A 15,289-nucleotide genomic window follows, 5' to 3' on the forward strand; every position below is an offset into this window, starting at 1 on the left:
CTGAAGCCTTTATTTCCCTTACCAAAAGGGCGAGCGACAGGTTTTGCATTGGGCGCCAGTGTCACGGGGGGACGTGTCATCGTCATGAAGAAAACACACAAATCGGGCATCGTTCTGTGCGAAAACGGAACAGTTGACGGCCTCGCCGCCGACGCTGTCATCTCTCTTTATCGCCCGCTGTTACCCGGCAAACCCACGCCAGCCCTATGCCTGCGCTACGTCATTGCTATCCCAACGTTGCTGAACTCCTCGCGTTCGCGAGTGCCGCGCGACACTTGAATTTTTCTCGTGCTGCCCGTGAGCTGGGTCTGACGCCTAGTGCCGTGAGCCGCCAGATCGCGGCGCTGGAGGCCTTGGTGGCTACACCGTTGTTCGTTCGGGAGGGCAGAAATCTGACACTGACCGATGCCGGGCGCCGCTATCATGAGCGCGTGGCCGAGCCGTTGCGCGAGATTGGCAATGCGTCGCTGGAACTGATGACTTCACGCGGGGAAAGCGACCTGCTGACCATTGCGAGCGTGCCGACGTTTACGACGAAGTGGTTGATTCCGCGACTCCCCGACTTTCTTGAGAAAACGCCGGGTGTGACACTGAGCTTCAGCCGTCATTTGTCGCATGGCGACGCGTTTCCCTTCTCGCTGGATGCCGCCATTCGTTACGGCGACGGCACGTGGGAAGGGGTGGTGAGCGACTATCTCGACGGGCGTTGCTTCGTGCCAGTGTGCGCGCCGTCGTTTCTCGAGCGTTACCCGCTGACGGATGTCGCCGACGTCGCGCGAGCGCCGCGTCTGGTGCACAGTCAGGCGGAAGATGTCTGGGGAACGTGGGCGCGTCGTCATGACGTCGGCGAACAGGCGCAACGCACCGGCCCGCGTTTCGAGCAGTATTCGGTGCTGCTTCAAGCGGCGGAGGCGGGGATGGGCGTCGGCATGGTGCCCGCGTTTCTCGCGCGCGAGGCGCTGACGGCGGGGCGTCTGGTCGAGCCGGTCGACGCCGGGGTCGACGTGCCGCATCACGGTCACTACCTGTGTTACCCGCGAGAGCGGTTGCAGCAACGCACGGCCTTGCAGCACTTTCGCGAGTGGATGCTCGCGCAGGCAGGGCAGAGTCAACGGTAAAGGGACGCATGAAACATCAACGCATCAGTCAACGACGCCTGCTCACGGCGCTCATCGCAGGCGCATTCACCATGACAGTTCACCTCAGCGCTTTCGCCGCGCCACACGAGTGCCCCGCGCCGCCGCCGGGCAACCCCGACATCCGGGCACTTGGCTACTACACCGACAAGGCAAGCTCGCAAATCGACCCGCAGCTTCAGGCGCAGAACGAAGCGGCGGTGAAGCCACTGAACGACTTTACGGCGCAAATCGCCAAGATGACCGACGCCTATGCCAACGCGGCAGGCAAGGGCGGTGAGGCTGACGGGCGTTGCACGCTTTCGTGGCTGGAGGCATGGGCCAACAGCGGTGCAATGCTCGGTCAGATGATCCATGTGAATAACGACCAGTCCGACTACATGCGCCAATGGACGCATGGGGCTGCCGCCATCGCCTATCTGCGCACGCAGGCATTGGCCACACCGCAGCAGCGGCAGGTGATCGAATCGTGGCTGCGTCAGTTGTCGAGCGCGAATCTCGCTTACTGGAACAACTCGAAGCACAAGCGCAACAATCACTACTACTGGACGGGCGTCGGCATCATGGCGACGGCACTCGCCACGCACGACGATGCATTGCTGGCGACGGCCCAAAGCATCTACCGCACCGGCATCGACGCCATTCAACCCGATGGCAGCCTGCCGATGGAGATGGCCCGCAAGCGTCGCGCGCTGCACTATCACGACTACGCTACGGCGCCGCTGGTGTTGATGGCAGAAATGGCACGGCTTCACGGCGACGACTGGTATGCCTACCGGCAGGGCGCCATCGAATTGCTGGCGGCACGCGTTGCCGATGGCTATCGCGATCCGGCGTGGTTCAACGCGCAGTCGGGTGCTGTGCAGGAGACCGCCCAACCGCGCGGATCGAGTGGCTGGGTGGAGTTTTACCGCCTTCGCTCACCGCATCCCGAGCGCTATGACGCGATGCACGCCTTCGCGCCATTCAAAGACCCGCGCATGGGTGGCAATCTGACGCTGATGGCGCAACACGGCATCGTGCCGGCGCGCTGAGGTTTTTCAAGACGTCCCCGGGCGCAACGCTTGGGGACGCTTCTCTCACGCTTCTTCCGCACCTAATGCGGAGCGGTGCTCGCGACGATCAAATCGTAAAGTGCCTGCGCCGCTGGCGATAGCTGGGCCCCCCGGCGGGTGACGAGCACGAGCGTGCGCGCAATCACCGGCTCGACCAGATCGACGACGCGTATGTGCGGGTAAGCGCCTTTCTGGATTGCCAGCCGCGGCACCACCGCCGCGGCCACACCTTCCGCCACCATCCCGACTGCTGTGGAACTGCGCTGCACTTCGAAGTGCGGTTGCAGATTCACGTCCGTCAATGCGCCATCGAGCAACGACCGATTGGCGCTCACTTGTCCGGCAAAGATCAACGGATACGACGAGAGACTGCGCCACGGCACACGCCGGCGGCGGGCGAGCGGATGTTTTTCGTGGCAGATCAGCACAAATTGATCTTCTGCTACCGGCAGACCGACCAGATCACTGTGTCCCGGTCCCGCGATATGAATGCCGAATTCGACCTCACGCCGCAGGATGGCGTCAGTCACTGCCACTGACGAGTGATCGAGCACGCGCACGCGGTTATGCGGAAATCGCTGCGCATAGGTTTGCAGAATGCTCGGCAGAAACTGCACACCCGCCGTCGGCACACACGCGATCGACACATCGCCACGCGCGGCTTGTCCGCTTTCCTTGATTTCGGTGAGCGCATCGGAAAGCTCATCGAGTAATCGTCGCGCCTGCGGCAGAAAATCCCGCCCGATCTGCGTGAGCGACACCGACCGTGTGGTGCGCTCGAAGAGCATGACGCCCAGATAGTCCTCAAGTTTGCGCAGCCGCTGGGTGATGGCGGTTTGCGTCACCGAGAGCACATCGGCTGCGCTCTGAAAGCCGCCGCGATCGGCAATCGCGACAAAGGCCTGCACGCCGAGGATGTCGATTTTCATAAGAAAAATTGAGTAATCGGACAGATAAATTCATTTTACGGGAATTGCGGAGCGTTTCAGAATCCGTCCTGCGATCGCACCCACCCACCCCACAAATGCAGTCAGAAAAGTTCAGTAAAGGAGTGATCGATGTCTCAATTCATTTCTGCGGAGACGCTCACGCGTCTCTATGCGGCCATGGACGACAAGCTTGCTATCGTCCGTCAGCGGCTTGGCCATCCGCTTACGCTGGCAGAGAAGGTGCTGCTCAGCCATCTGGCCGATCCCGACAATCAGCCGCTCGTGCCGGGTAAGAGCTATCTCGCGCTGATGGTCGACCGGGTCGTGTTTCAGGACGTGCTTGGGCAGACCGGCATGCTCCAGTTCATGCAGACGGGACGAGACCGTGTCGCCGTGGCTGCCAGCATTCATTGCGACCACCTGATTCAGGCGCGGGTTGAAGGCCGTGCCGACCTGCGGGCGTCGATCGATGAGAACCAAGAGGTCTACGCGTTTCTGCGCAGCGCTGCCGCCCGGTATGGGCTGGGCTTCTGGGAGCCCGGCGCGGGCATCATCCATCAGGTGGTGCTCGAGAACTACGCGTTTCCGGGCGCACTCATCATCGGCACCGATTCGCACACACCGAATGCCGGTGGCCTCGGTGCTTGCGCCGTGGGCGTCGGTGGTGCCGACGCCGTGGAGGCGCTGGCTGGCCTGCCGTGGGAGGTGCTCTATCCCAAGCGTATTGCGGTGTATCTCACGGGTGAATTGAACGGCTGGACCGCACCGAAGGACGTGATTCTGCGTGTCGCTGGCGAACTGACCGTCTCGGGCGGCACGAATGCCATCGTGGAGTACATCGGCCCGGGTGCCCGCACGATCAGCGCGACCGGCAAGGCGACCATCACCAACATGGGCGCTGAGTTGGGCGCGACCACGTCGATGTTCCCGGCGGACGAACGCATGCTGACGTATCTGCGTGCGAGCGGCCGCGCCGATCTGGTGCCGGTGATCGAGGCAAATCGGTCGCTGCTGGCACCGGACGCAGAGGTCGAAGCCGATCCCGAGCGCTTCTACGACCGTGTCGTGCGCATTGATCTCTCGACGCTTGAGCCTCACGTCGTTGGCCCGCATTCGCCGGATCGTGCACGCACGGTGTCGCAGCTCGCGGCGCAAATGAAGCAGGCGAAGCCGGGTGACGGACTGGCCGCACACGATGTCGAAGCCGACGCCCTGTCGGCGGCGCTCATCGGCAGTTGCACGAACTCGTCGTATGAAGACATGAGCCGTGCCGCCGACGTGGCGAAGCAGGCGCACGCGCATGGCGTGAAGGCCGCCGTGCCGTTCATGGTCACGCCGGGGTCGGAACAGGTCAGAGCGACGATTGCGCGCGACGGTCAACTCGACACACTGGCGGTGATGGGCGGGACGGTGCTCGCGAATGCTTGTGGTCCGTGCATCGGGCAGTGGCGGCGTGAGTCGGCAGTGGTGGCGGCACCCAACACTATCGTTACGTCGTACAACCGCAATTTCCCCCGTCGCAACGATGGCTCACCCAATACAGTGAACCTGATCGCCAGCCCGGAAATCGTTACTGCATGGGCACTGGCTGGCCGCATTTCGTTCGATCCGCAACACGACACGCTGACCGGTGCCGACGGCAAACCATTCCGTCTGACGCCGCCGGCCGTCGCCCCTGAAGTGCCATCGCAAGGTTTCACACGAGGCGCAACGCATTACATTGCGCCGCCCGACGATGGCACGCGCGTCGAAGTCAGCGTCGATCCGAAGAGCGAACGCATTCAGGTGCTCAAGCCGTGGCCGGCTTGGAATGGCCGCGACCCGAAGGGCATGCCCGTCCTGATCAAGACGCGCGGCAAAACCACGACGGACCATATTTCACCGGCCGGTCCGTGGTTGAAACTGCGTGGTCACCTTGAACGTTTCAGCGACAACCTGCTGAACGGCGGGACGAACGCGTTCACCGGCGCGACCGGGCGCACGATCGATCTGCTGAGCGGTGCGCAGGATGTCACCCCGGCAGAAGCGGCGCGCGCGTATCGGGCGGCAGGGGTGCCGTGGGTCATCGTGGGCGACTTCAATTACGGCGAAGGCAGCAGCCGCGAGCATGCAGCGCTCTCGCCGCGTCTGCTGGGCGGCATGGCCGTCATCGCACGCAGTTTCGCGCGGATTCACGAGACGAACCTGAAGAAGCAGGGGCTGCTGGCGTTGACCTTTGCCGACCCGGACGACTATGAGCGCGTGCGTGCCGACGACCGGATCGATTTGCTCGGATTGGCCGACCTTGCGCCGGGACGAAACGTCGAGTGCGTGCTGCATCACACGGACGGCACTCAGGAAACCGTGCAGTTGAAGCACAGCTACAGCGATGTGCAGCTTCAGTGGTTCAAGGCGGGTTCGGCGCTGAACGTCGTGCCGAAGGCAAGCAAGTAATACGAAAAAGGCAGTCGTGGGTGGCGCGGGGCATGTCGGTACGACGTTGGTGCTGCATGCCCCGCGCTTTGCTATCGAAGACAGGCTCGTGAGCCTGCAATCGCCCTGTTACACGCGGTAGTACGCCGGTTGTGCGAGATCATTGAGCAGGCCGGGGGCCGCCGGTTGCCACCCGAGGGCGGCGCGGGTGACGTCGCTGGACGCCGCCATATCCGCACTGGCGAAGTCCGCGAACCAGCCGAAGTGTTCACGCTCGCGCGAGGCGACGGGCAAGCCGAGTCCTCGTCCGATCGCTTCGGCGATGGCGCGCATGGTCACACCTTCCTCCGCGACCGCGTGATACACCGATGCCGGTGCAGCTTGTTCAATCGCCAGCCGGAACACCTTCGCCGCATCGAGACGATGCACCGCCGCCCAACGGTTGCTGCCGTCGCTGGGATAGGCTGCTACGCCTGTCTCACGCGCCAAACGAATCAGAATCGGAACAAAGCCGTGATCGCCGATGCCATGCACCGTGGGCGCAAGACGTACGGTAATGGCGCGCACACCGCGTTCGGCCAATGACCTCGCCGTAGTTTCAGACTTGCGCACGAAATCCGCGCTCGGGATGTCTGCCTCGTTGGCCAGTCTGCCGGGGGCGAGGCGAGCGAGCCCGGATGTCACGACAAGCGGACGTGCCGAACCGACCAGTGCGTCACCCATGGCTTCGATGGCGCGCTGATCCTGCGCGGCGTTCTCCGCAAATTTCGAGAAGTCGTGATTGAACGCCGTGTGGATGACGGCATCGGCGGCACCCGCTGCCGTGCGTAACACATCCAGTTCATCCAGCGATGCACGCACCACTTGTGCACCGGTTGCCGACAACGCAGCGGCCTTGTCGTCCGAGCGCGCCAGACCGGTCACATGATGACCCGCAGCGAGCAATTCCTGTACAACCGTGGCGCCGACCCAACCCGTGGCGCCGGTAACGAATACGTTCATTTGATTCACCTCATGCGCCGAGGCGCTGTGATAACTCGACGTCGCCACCGAACGGCACCGAGAGATAGCCATGCTCGGGCGAGCGCACGCGGGCCAGATACTCGGGGCTCGAGTCGGCGTTATCTGCGACGATCAACGCGCCGGGACGCAGTCGCGGCTCAAGCAGCCGAAGAATGTCGGGGTAGAGCGGTTTGGCCCCGTCGAGCAGCACCAGATCGATCTTGCCGGGCAGATCGACACTCAGCGTTTGCAGCGCATCGCCCGCGCGAATTTCCACCAGATCGTCGAGGCCACCCGCCACGAGATTGGCCTGCGCACGCGCAATTTTCGAGGGTTCGAACTCGCTGGTAATCAGGCGGCCGCCGCCGTTGTCACGCAGTGCCGCAGCCAGATGCAGCGTCGAGATACCGAACGACGTGCCGAATTCCACGATCGACGTGGCACGACAGCTCCGCGCAAGCATGTAGAGCATGCGACCGGTCTCGCGCGACACCGGCAGTGGGAAATCCTTCATGCGCGAGTAAAGCTCGAGATACTCAGTGCGGCTGCTCATCAGGCGGGAGATGCCACCGTCGGGGCCATCGAGGGCGTCCCAGTCGATGGCTCTTGCGGTGGCATCGGCTTCCGTAAAGAGCCGCTCCAGCAACGGCGCGAGCGGGCTTTCAGTCAGTGTCGTCATGGCAAACCTTCGTGTGAGAGACAGTGCGTCTATAATGCGACGAATTCGTCACATTTCCTATTCGCATTGCGATTCCGCTCATGACCGAACCCCGAAAAGCCCGTATTTCCTCGCGAAAACAGCCAAAACAGGCTCGCTCGTCGCAGCTGGTTTCTGCGATTCTCGAGGCGGCGATTCAGGTTTTGGCGAAGGAGGGCGCGCAGCGGTTTACGACCGCGCGGGTTGCCGAGAAAGCGGGGGTCAGCGTGGGGTCGCTGTATCAGTATTTCCCGAACAAGGCGGCGATTCTGTTTCGCCTGCAAAGCGACGAATGGGAGCAGACGAGCGGCATGCTGCGTCGCATTCTCGAAGACAAGACGATGCCGCCGCTGGAGCGTCTGCATGTGATGGTGCATGCGTTCATTCGCTCCGAGTGCGACGAGGCGCAGGCCCGTGTCGCACTCAACGACGCCGCGCCGCTCTATCGCGATGCCCCGGAAGCGCATGCGGCCCGCGCGTCGGGCGAGCGCCTGATCCAGACATTCATGGCGGAAGTGTTGCCGAAAGCGTCAGAAGAGACGCGGGCGTTGGCGGGCGATTTGATCGGCGACACGTTGTCCGCCGTAGGCAAGCAATTTTCCGAAACCCCGAGAACGCCGGCGGAGATCGACATCTACGCCGGCGGGGTGTCGCGCATGTTCTGCGCCTATCTCAAAGATCTCGGTTGCCGTTGAAAGGCATGGACGTATGCATGCTTCAGCGCGCAGCCGTCTGGCGTGAAGCCTGTCCCTGCGCTTGCAACACTTGCGTGAACGACGTGTCGACCACCTTGCTCACATCGAAGCGATTAGGCAAGGCACCGGTTTGCGTCAGGAAGTCGCTGGTGCCCTGATAGTCGGCCACGGCTTGCTTGTCGATCGCTTCCACGGTCATGCCCGCTTGTCCGATCCAGTGACGGGCGACGTCGCGATCCAACCCAGCTTTCTTCGCCCACTGATCGGCGTAAGCCTCTTTGTGCGTCTCGACCCACGCGCGCGCTTTTTGCAGACGCACGAGAAAGTCGGCGATGGCCGCGCGTTTCTCGGTCACTGACGGCGCGTAGGCGGCAACGCTGCTCAGACCCGGCATCAGATTGCGTGCAGTGATCACAGCGCGCGCGCCGTTATGCACCACTTGCTGCGAGATGTACGGCTCCCAGACCGGGAACGCGTCGATAGCGCCGTTCGGCAACGCCACGGCCGCATCTACCGGCATCAACTTCACGAACTGCACGTAATCCGTTGGCAGGCCCGCTTTTTCAAGCGCGCGCAGCGTCAGTTGCTGGCTCCATGCGCCGGGCCAGTAGGCGACCTTCTTGCCTTTGAGATCCTGAATCGACTTGACCGGCGAATCCTTCGGCACGAGCAGGGCGATGGTGTCCGGGTTCTGGCGCGAGACGGCAATCAGCTTGACCGGTGCGCCCTTGGCGGCGAGAAACAGAAAACCCGAATCACCGAGAAACCCGAGATCCAGTGCGCCGGCGTTCAGCCCTTCAGCGACGGGCGCTGCCGACTGAAAGTGTTTCCATTCGACCTGATAGTTCGCGCCTTCCAATGCCCCGGAGGCCTCGATGGAGGCGCGCACGTTGTAGTAGTTCTGATCGCCGATACGCAACGTGACCGGTTGTGCAGTCTGCGCGGTAGCGACAGACGCGTGCATACCGGCGAGCACGACGAGCGAAAGTGCGGGGAGGGCAAAGCGAGCGCGGCGAATCCAATGCAACAGCATCATGACACCTATGTAGAGCAAGAGTGGGGGAAGAAAATCAAGCGGCGCGACGTACGCCAGCGGGGCCGGCGAGGCTTGCGATGTGCCTGCGAATTGCCGGAATCAACGTTTCGCCGTAGCGGATCGTGTCGCCCAGCGGGTCGAAACCGCGAATGAGGAACGTGTCCACGCCAAGTTCGTAGTAGCGTCCGAGTGCGTGCGCTACCTGCTCGGGCGTGCCGACCAGCGCCGTGGAATTCCAGCGCGCACCGGTCGCTTTGGCGACACCCATCCACAGGCGTTCGTCGAGCACGTTGCCTTGTTGCGCGGCAGCCAGCAGGCGTTGTGAGCCGACGTTCTCGGGGGCTTCCACAGCGAGACCGAGACTCGCGCGGGTGGCTTTGACCTGCCGAAGCACATCGTCCGCACGCGCCCATGCTTCGGCTTCGGTGTCGGCAGCGATCGGACGGAACGAGATCGAGAAACGCGGCGTGCGGCCATATTTGTGCGCGGCGGCGCGCACACGGCCGATCAACTGCTCGACGGCGTCGAGCGGTTCACCCCATAGCATGTAGGTATCGGCATGCCGCGCAGCCACATCGATAGCGGCGTCGGAAGCGCCGCTGAAGTAGATCGGAATATGCGGCCGCCGCCAAGTTTTCACGGCAGGCGACGCTTGTTCGAAGCGGTAGTGCTTGCCTTCGAAATCGACGGGCGCGTCGGCAGTCCAGATGCGCTTCAGCGCGTCGAGATATTCGTCGGTGCGCGCATATCGCGCATCGTGTTCGAGGAAGTCGCCGTCGCGGCGCAGGTCGGCATCGTTGCCGCCGGACACTACGTTGAGCGCGACGCGTCCCCGCGAGAATTGATCGAGCGTTGCCAGTTGGCGCGCCGCCAGCGGTGCGGCAATCACACCGGGGCGGTAGGCCAGCAGGATGCCGAGGCGTTGCGTGGCGGCGGCTACGTAGCTGCTCACGATGGCCCCTTCCGGGCCGTTGGAGAAGTACCCGATGAGGGCCCGGTCGAAGCCGGCGGTCTCGTGCGCCTGCGCCATGCGTGTGACGAAAGCGGGGTCGACGGCAGCGCCGGACGGTTGGTCGACTTCGGAGCCCGGGGCCGCCGTGATCATGCCGATGATTTCTACGCTCATGGGTGCGCTCCAGTGCAAGCAAACGAAAATTGGCCGCGCATCAGACCGGTCGGCGCCATCGCATGGCGATCCGGTAGGAGGCGAAGCTAATCAGCTTGGCATCGCAGGGCAGCCTCGTGAACGAAGCAAATCGGGAAACGTTATGCGTGATGTCGGCATAAGCATCCCGATTCGCTTGAGATCACCAGCCGTGAAGCCGTGACCAAGTACCGGTGTCGGCGTGGGGATCGATGGCGTGATAGCCGGGAAATTGCGCACCTGTGGCGCAGGCGTGATTCGGCAGAATGCGCAGCAACGTGCCGATGGGAAAGCGCGACACGATATCGGGATCGGCATCGCCTTCACGCGAGAGCACGCCATGTTCCTGATTGGCGCCGCTCAGCACGTAGCCCGGCACGACGGTGCCGTCGACACGGCACACCTGTCCGTAGCCGAAATCGTGCTTCTGCTTTGAGGTGCCCCGGTCGCGGCTCATCGCCATCCAGCCCGCGTCGACAATCGCCCAGCCCTTGTCCGCCTGATGACCGATCACCGTGGTAAGCACGCTGAGCGCCAACTCGTCGGTCGTGCAGACGCCGATGTTGTGCATGACGAGATCGAAGAAGACATACACGCCCGCGCGCACTTCGGTCACGCCTTCGAGATGCGTGGCCGCCAGCGCAGTGGGTGTCGAACCGACGCTGACGACCGGGCAGGGCAAGCCCGCATCGCGCAAGCGGGTGGCGGCGAGCACGCATCCGGCGCGCTCCTGTTCCGCCATCGCGGCGAGGGCTTCGGGGGTGTCGAGCTCGTAGCTTGAACCGGCGTGCGTCATCACACCGCCCAGCGTTGCGCCGCCTTCATGCAGCACACGGCCCACGTCGAGCAGGGCGGCTTCGTCCGGGCGAATGCCGGAGCGGTGGCCGTCCGTGTCGGTCTCGATCCACACCTCGAAGGTCTCGCCGTACTCCGCGCCGAATGCGACGATGGCCTGTGCCGACGCGACGCTGTCGGTGATGATCTTCAGATCGCAGCCGCGGCGGCGCAATGCCAACGCAGCGGGGAGCTTGCTCGCCACCATGCCGACGGCATAGAGAATGTCGGTCACGCCGTCGTCAAAAAATTGCGCGGCCTCCTTGAGCGTGGAGACAGTAATGCCCGCCGCACCGGCGGCGATCTGCGCCTGCACGACTTGCGAACACTTGCTCGTCTTCACGTGCGGTCGAAAGCGCACGCCGAGTGCGTTCATCCGGTCTTGCATGCGGCGAATGTTGTGCTGCATACGCGGCACGTCGATGACAGCTGCCGGTGTTTCGAGCGTCTGCAAGGTGAGGGCCGCAGGCGTCGTCACTTGAATGGTCGTCATGACGGGTCTCCTCAAGCCGTTGCGCCGAACGTGCGCAGCCACGGCAACACGGGATCGAGTGTGGGGGCTTCGCGCTCGGGCGAAGGCGCGCCTTCGGGCAAGGTCAGGCCGATGCGGTTATGCCAGAACGTGCGCATGCCGACCACCGACGTCCCGAACAGGTCGTAACCGGAGCCCGCAACGAAGGCCGCTTCGTCGGCGGATACCCCCAATTGCGCGAGGGCCAGCCGGTACGGACGCGGATCGGGTTTGTAGAAGCCTGCTTGTTCCGAGGTCACGACCACATCCCAGTCGATACCGAGCAGCTCGGCCGCTTGCCGGCCCAGCCGGTCAGAGCAGTTCGTGACGACCGCCAGCTTGCAATGGGGGCGCAGCGCCTGAAGCAATTCGCGGGCGCCGTCCCAAGCGGGCAGCGTAGCCCATTGCGCTTCGAGGGCTTCCGGCGCGGAGGCCGGCAGGCCGACGTGTTCGGCGGCCTCGCGCACCAGTTGCTCGTAGCTCACGTAAGCCCCGCAGCCGTAGGTGCGGCGCAGATACTCGGCGCGCCACGCGCGGCCAGCGGTTTCGCTGCCTGCGGCGGTGTTCCATACGGTCCAAGAGTTGAGCAATGCAGTGAGCAGATCGAACAGGACGGCACGCGGCCAAGCGGCGGGAGCGGAAGCGTCGTGAGTGGGCATTCGGGGGCCTTTTGTCGTTGGGTTTTCGAGGAGGGATGACAGCGGATGGCACGGGGGATGGCATCCTTACTGGCCTTAAGTGTAGAAACGATACCGTTACCCGTGGTTAAATTCCGGAACATCAATGCTTAAGCACAGGTTAATGATCCAGATCGAAGACCTACGGCTCGTCGACGCGCTGGCACAGGCGCCATCGCTGAGTGCGGCGGCCCGATTGCTCAACGTGACACCGCCCGCGTTGTCGGCTCGCTTGCGCAAACTCGAAGCCACATTGGGCCTTGCGCTCGCCACGCGCACATCACGCCAACTGAGCCTGACCGCGGAGGGCGAACGCTTCGCTCGCGAGGGGGCGGCGTTACTTGCGCAACTCGACGCATTGCCCGAGTCGTTCCGGCGCGACGACAGTCGGCTGACTGGCACGTTGCGGGTTGCGGCCCCGTTCGGCTACGGGCGTCACCACGTTGCCCCGGCACTGGCGCGCTTTGCCCAGTTGCATCCCGATCTGCATTTGCAGCTGGATCTGCGCGAGACGCCGTGGCCCGACAAGCACGATTCCGATGCCGTCATTCATGTGGGTGCGGTGCGGGATTCGTCATGGATTGCACGTCCGCTGGCACCGAATGCGCGCTGGTTGTGCGCAAGCCCGGCCTACTTGCGCCGCTTCGGTACGCCCGCCGAGCCGCACGATCTGCTTCGCCATCGATGTATCTGCATTCGGGAGAACGACGAGGACGTAACGCTATGGCGTTTTCGACGCCCGGGCGTAGCGAAGGGCGTGCGCAGCCCTAGAACCACCGCACGCGACAGTGTGCGCGTGGTGCCTGCCTATACGAGCAACGACGGGAGTGTGGCGCGCGAGTGGGCGGAGCAGGGGCTGGGGCTGGTGCTTCGTTCGGAGTGGGACACGCGCGAGGCCGTCGCGGCCGGCACGCTGGTTCGTGTGCTGGCCGACTGGACCTTCGACAGCGCGCCCGTGACCTTGCTGGTGCCGACACGGCGTGGCCGGACCGCGCGGCTACAGGCGCTGATGGCATTCCTCGACGAGACGCTGGGCACGCCGTCAAGGCGTTGACCGACGTCGGCGGCTGCCGCCAGCCGCTGGGGGTTTGCGTGTCTCGGCCACGGCATCGAGCAAGTATTCGACAAAGACTCGGGCGCGCGACGGCAGGGTCTTGCCATGCGGATACATCAAGCTAACCGGGCGCGACCTGCCGCCGAGATCGGCGAGCACTTCCACCAGCCGTCCGGTGGCGAGATCCTCTTCCACGATGAAGCGGTAAGTCTGAAACAGCCCGGCACCGGCTTTGGCCAGCGTCACGCCCGAGAGCACGTCGTCAGCACACCGGTAGCTGCCTTGTGCGGCGTATTCGACATCACTACCCGCCTCGCGAAAGAGCCACGGAATCGGCCGGCCAGTACTCGGCAGATCGAACTCAATGCAATCGTGATCGGCAAGATCGGCAAGCGTCTTGGGCGTGCCCGCACGTTTCAGATAGCCGGGGTGCGCGACGACGACGAGCGCGGCGTCTTCGAGATGGCGCGCAACCAGACTCGATTCGGGCTGGGCGCGAAAACGAATCGCAAAGTCGAAGCGCTCCTCGTGCAGGTCGACGTTGTGGTTACTGACCTGCACATGGAGCTTAATCAGCGGATATTTCGCACGAAAGGCCGGGAGGAGCGGCAGCAATCGGTAGTGGCCGTAGGTGGTGGGCACGCTGATGCGTACCGTGCCCGAGGGCTGGACCTGCGCGCCGGAGACGCGTCGCTCTGCCTCGGTCAGCAGCGCGAGCGCGGCACGGCATTCCTCGAAATAGGCGGTGCCGCCTTCGGTCAGCCGAATGCTGCGCGTGGACCGCACGAACAGGCGCACGCCCAGCCGTTGCTCTAGCCGGGCAACCGAGCGGCTCACCGCCGCAGGGGTTACGCCCGCCAGATTGGCGGCCGCCGTGAAGCTGCCCGCCTCGGCGGCCAGACAGAACAGTTCGATGCTGCCGAGCAGGACGTCGTCGAATTGCCGCTGCATATTCATTACACGATGTAAAAAGACAAGTGTAGCGGCATGTGTTTTTCGCGTCCTGATTCATCAATAAAGTGGCTCTCAACCCGCGGGGCTTTCGCAAAGGGCGATGCACCGGCAGGGCATTTTTCCAGAGGGTCATCATGAGCAAGTCGGACAAGACGGTTGTCATCACGGGCGCCACCAGTGGCATTGGGCTGGGACTGGCGCAACGTTTTCTGAAAGACGGTTACAACGTAGTCGGCACGGGACGCAGCCGGGCGCGGCTGGAGCAGACCGCCGCGCTGTTGGATGCCGGTGAGCGCTTTTTGCCGGTGGCGGGCGGTGTGGCCGCACCGGGCGTAGCAAAGGCGGTGTTTGCCAGCGCCATCGCGGCATTCGGTCACGTGGATGTGCTGGTGAACAACGCCGGCATCTTCGCCGCAAAGCCGTTCGTTGACTTCACGCCGGACGAGATCGACGAGCAGATCGACACGAATCTGAAGGGCACGCTGTATTTCTCGCAGGAAGCCGTGCGCCACATGAGCGAGCGCCGTGCCGGGCGAATCATCAACATCACGGCGGCGGTGGCGATGCAGGCGAATACGGCGGTGCCGGCGCTCATGGCCGCGGTGCTCAAGGGCGGTCTCAATCAGGCGACCCGCGCGTTAGCACTCGAACTGGCGCCTTTCGGTGTGACGGTCAACGCGGTGGCACCGGGCGTGGTCGATACGCCGATGCACCCGGCGTCGACGCATGAAGCGCTCAGCCGTATCCACCCGCTGGGACGGATTGCGAAGGTCGAAGAGATTGCCGACGCCGTGGCTTATCTGGTGAAGGGCGCTTTCGTCACAGGCACGGTACTGCCGGTCGACGGCGGATACAGCGCAGGCCGTTGAGACAACCGGGAGCCAACCATGCCATTCGTAAGCATTCGGATTACCCGCGAAGGGAACACCGCTGAACAAAAGGCGCAGGTCATTCGTGAAGTGACCGAGACGCTGCAACGTGTGCTCGACAAAGCGCCGGAGAAGACGCACATCGTGATCGAGGAAGTCGACACGGATAACTGGGGCTATGCGGGCGAGACGACGACCGAACTCAGGCGGAAGTCTGGCGGTCGTTAAGCCGGCAAAGCAGAGGGGCAGGGAGGCAGGGAGGGGGCAGCGTGAGGAGGTGCGCC

The 15,289-nt window shown here is 63.6% G+C and carries 16 protein-coding genes; 8 read left to right on the forward strand and 8 right to left on the reverse strand.

Translation table 11 applies throughout. The features are described 5' to 3' along the window. Positions 1-84: 84 nt before the first annotated feature. The 3 genes from AT302_RS27855 (at position 85) to AT302_RS11395 (ending at position 2,170) form a co-directional block, all read left to right on the forward strand. Complete coding sequence (locus AT302_RS27855) at positions 85-279, forward strand: hypothetical protein (protein ID WP_167365762.1); 195 nt, start codon at positions 85-87, stop codon at positions 277-279. Then, entirely contained in the window at positions 207-1,118 is a 912-nt protein-coding gene (locus AT302_RS11390; RefSeq protein ID WP_058378543.1) for a LysR substrate-binding domain-containing protein, read from the forward strand. The genes AT302_RS27855 and AT302_RS11390 overlap by 73 nt, the downstream gene beginning before the upstream one ends. Positions 1,119-1,189: 71 nt before the next feature. Then, on the forward strand, positions 1,190-2,170 hold the full coding sequence (locus tag AT302_RS11395) for an alginate lyase family protein (RefSeq protein ID WP_058380268.1): 981 nt from the start codon (positions 1,190-1,192) through the stop codon (positions 2,168-2,170). Positions 2,171-2,232: 62 nt separating this feature from the next. Here the strand turns inward: AT302_RS11395 and AT302_RS11400 are convergent, their stop codons facing one another. Then, on the reverse strand, positions 2,233-3,120 hold the full coding sequence (locus AT302_RS11400; RefSeq protein ID WP_058378544.1) for a LysR family transcriptional regulator: 888 nt from the start codon (positions 3,118-3,120) through the stop codon (positions 2,233-2,235). A gap of 129 nt (positions 3,121-3,249) precedes the next feature. Between AT302_RS11400 and AT302_RS11405 the strand changes: the two genes are divergently transcribed. Beyond that, positions 3,250-5,553: an aconitate hydratase gene (locus AT302_RS11405; protein WP_058378545.1), complete on the forward strand. Its 2,304-nt coding sequence runs from the start codon at positions 3,250-3,252 to the stop codon at positions 5,551-5,553. A 108-nt stretch (positions 5,554-5,661) separates the two neighbouring features. Here AT302_RS11405 and AT302_RS11410 read toward each other — a convergent pair whose 3' ends face one another. Then, complete coding sequence (locus AT302_RS11410; RefSeq protein ID WP_058378546.1) at positions 5,662-6,534, reverse strand: SDR family oxidoreductase; 873 nt, start codon at positions 6,532-6,534, stop codon at positions 5,662-5,664. 10 nt (positions 6,535-6,544) lie between these two features. Continuing rightward, positions 6,545-7,213, reverse strand: a complete 669-nt coding sequence (locus tag AT302_RS11415) for an O-methyltransferase (RefSeq protein WP_058378547.1) — start codon at positions 7,211-7,213, stop codon at positions 6,545-6,547. 80 nt (positions 7,214-7,293) lie between these two features. On the opposite strand from AT302_RS11415, the gene AT302_RS11420 reads away from it, so the two are divergent. Then, entirely contained in the window at positions 7,294-7,926 is a 633-nt protein-coding gene (locus AT302_RS11420) for a TetR family transcriptional regulator (RefSeq protein ID WP_058378548.1), read from the forward strand. Positions 7,927-7,948: 22 nt separating this feature from the next. On the opposite strand, the gene AT302_RS11425 is transcribed toward AT302_RS11420, so the two are convergent. From AT302_RS11425 to AT302_RS11440, 4 genes are all read right to left on the reverse strand, one after another. Beyond that, entirely contained in the window at positions 7,949-8,962 is a 1,014-nt protein-coding gene (locus AT302_RS11425) for an ABC transporter substrate-binding protein (RefSeq protein ID WP_084656169.1), read from the reverse strand. 34 nt (positions 8,963-8,996) lie between these two features. Further along, a complete protein-coding gene (locus AT302_RS11430; protein WP_058378549.1) occupies positions 8,997-10,088 on the reverse strand; it encodes an LLM class flavin-dependent oxidoreductase in 1,092 nt (363 codons plus the stop codon). Positions 10,089-10,269: 181 nt separating this feature from the next. Next, positions 10,270-11,418 (reverse strand): DSD1 family PLP-dependent enzyme, encoded by a 1,149-nt coding sequence (locus AT302_RS11435; RefSeq protein ID WP_058380270.1) that lies wholly within the window; start codon positions 11,416-11,418, stop codon positions 10,270-10,272. 26 nt (positions 11,419-11,444) lie between these two features. After that, entirely contained in the window at positions 11,445-12,110 is a 666-nt protein-coding gene (locus tag AT302_RS11440; RefSeq protein WP_058378550.1) for an HAD family hydrolase, read from the reverse strand. A gap of 142 nt (positions 12,111-12,252) precedes the next feature. Here AT302_RS11440 and AT302_RS11445 point away from each other — a divergent pair, with 142 nt between their 5' ends. Next, entirely contained in the window at positions 12,253-13,182 is a 930-nt protein-coding gene (locus tag AT302_RS11445) for a LysR family transcriptional regulator (RefSeq protein WP_058378551.1), read from the forward strand. On the opposite strand, the gene AT302_RS11450 is transcribed toward AT302_RS11445, so the two are convergent. Continuing rightward, on the reverse strand, positions 13,171-14,133 hold the full coding sequence (locus AT302_RS11450) for a LysR family transcriptional regulator (RefSeq protein WP_058378552.1): 963 nt from the start codon (positions 14,131-14,133) through the stop codon (positions 13,171-13,173). The two genes, AT302_RS11445 and AT302_RS11450, sit on opposite strands and share 12 nt — an antisense overlap. 137 nt (positions 14,134-14,270) lie before the next feature. On the opposite strand from AT302_RS11450, the gene AT302_RS11455 reads away from it, so the two are divergent. Beyond that, positions 14,271-15,005, forward strand: coding sequence for an SDR family NAD(P)-dependent oxidoreductase (locus AT302_RS11455; protein ID WP_058378553.1), 735 nt, complete (start codon positions 14,271-14,273; stop codon positions 15,003-15,005). Between the two features lie 18 nt (positions 15,006-15,023). Continuing rightward, a complete protein-coding gene (locus AT302_RS11460; RefSeq protein WP_058378554.1) occupies positions 15,024-15,233 on the forward strand; it encodes a tautomerase family protein in 210 nt (69 codons plus the stop codon). The last annotated feature ends 56 nt before the right edge of the window (positions 15,234-15,289 follow it).

Source organism: Pandoraea norimbergensis (assembly GCF_001465545.3).
Taxonomy (GTDB): Bacteria; Pseudomonadota; Gammaproteobacteria; order Burkholderiales; family Burkholderiaceae; genus Pandoraea; species Pandoraea norimbergensis.

What these genes read in the sequence shown, in the direction of transcription:
- AT302_RS27855 (WP_167365762.1), top strand. Translation starts at nt 85, where the DNA reads ATGAAGAAAACACACAAATCGGGCATCGTTCTGTGCGAAAACGGAACA.
- AT302_RS11390 (WP_058378543.1), top strand. Translation starts at nt 207, where the DNA reads ATGCCTGCGCTACGTCATTGCTATCCCAACGTTGCTGAACTCCTCGCG.
- AT302_RS11395 (WP_058380268.1), top strand. Translation starts at nt 1,190, where the DNA reads ATGACAGTTCACCTCAGCGCTTTCGCCGCGCCACACGAGTGCCCCGCG.
- AT302_RS11400 (WP_058378544.1), bottom strand. Translation starts at nt 3,120, where the DNA reads ATGAAAATCGACATCCTCGGCGTGCAGGCCTTTGTCGCGATTGCCGAT.
- AT302_RS11405 (WP_058378545.1), top strand. Translation starts at nt 3,250, where the DNA reads ATGTCTCAATTCATTTCTGCGGAGACGCTCACGCGTCTCTATGCGGCC.
- AT302_RS11410 (WP_058378546.1), bottom strand. Translation starts at nt 6,534, where the DNA reads ATGAACGTATTCGTTACCGGCGCCACGGGTTGGGTCGGCGCCACGGTT.
- AT302_RS11415 (WP_058378547.1), bottom strand. Translation starts at nt 7,213, where the DNA reads ATGACGACACTGACTGAAAGCCCGCTCGCGCCGTTGCTGGAGCGGCTC.
- AT302_RS11420 (WP_058378548.1), top strand. Translation starts at nt 7,294, where the DNA reads ATGACCGAACCCCGAAAAGCCCGTATTTCCTCGCGAAAACAGCCAAAA.
- AT302_RS11425 (WP_084656169.1), bottom strand. Translation starts at nt 8,962, where the DNA reads ATGATGCTGTTGCATTGGATTCGCCGCGCTCGCTTTGCCCTCCCCGCA.
- AT302_RS11430 (WP_058378549.1), bottom strand. Translation starts at nt 10,088, where the DNA reads ATGAGCGTAGAAATCATCGGCATGATCACGGCGGCCCCGGGCTCCGAA.
- AT302_RS11440 (WP_058378550.1), bottom strand. Translation starts at nt 12,110, where the DNA reads ATGCCCACTCACGACGCTTCCGCTCCCGCCGCTTGGCCGCGTGCCGTC.
- AT302_RS11445 (WP_058378551.1), top strand. Translation starts at nt 12,253, where the DNA reads ATGATCCAGATCGAAGACCTACGGCTCGTCGACGCGCTGGCACAGGCG.
- AT302_RS11450 (WP_058378552.1), bottom strand. Translation starts at nt 14,133, where the DNA reads ATGCAGCGGCAATTCGACGACGTCCTGCTCGGCAGCATCGAACTGTTC.
- AT302_RS11455 (WP_058378553.1), top strand. Translation starts at nt 14,271, where the DNA reads ATGAGCAAGTCGGACAAGACGGTTGTCATCACGGGCGCCACCAGTGGC.
- AT302_RS11460 (WP_058378554.1), top strand. Translation starts at nt 15,024, where the DNA reads ATGCCATTCGTAAGCATTCGGATTACCCGCGAAGGGAACACCGCTGAA.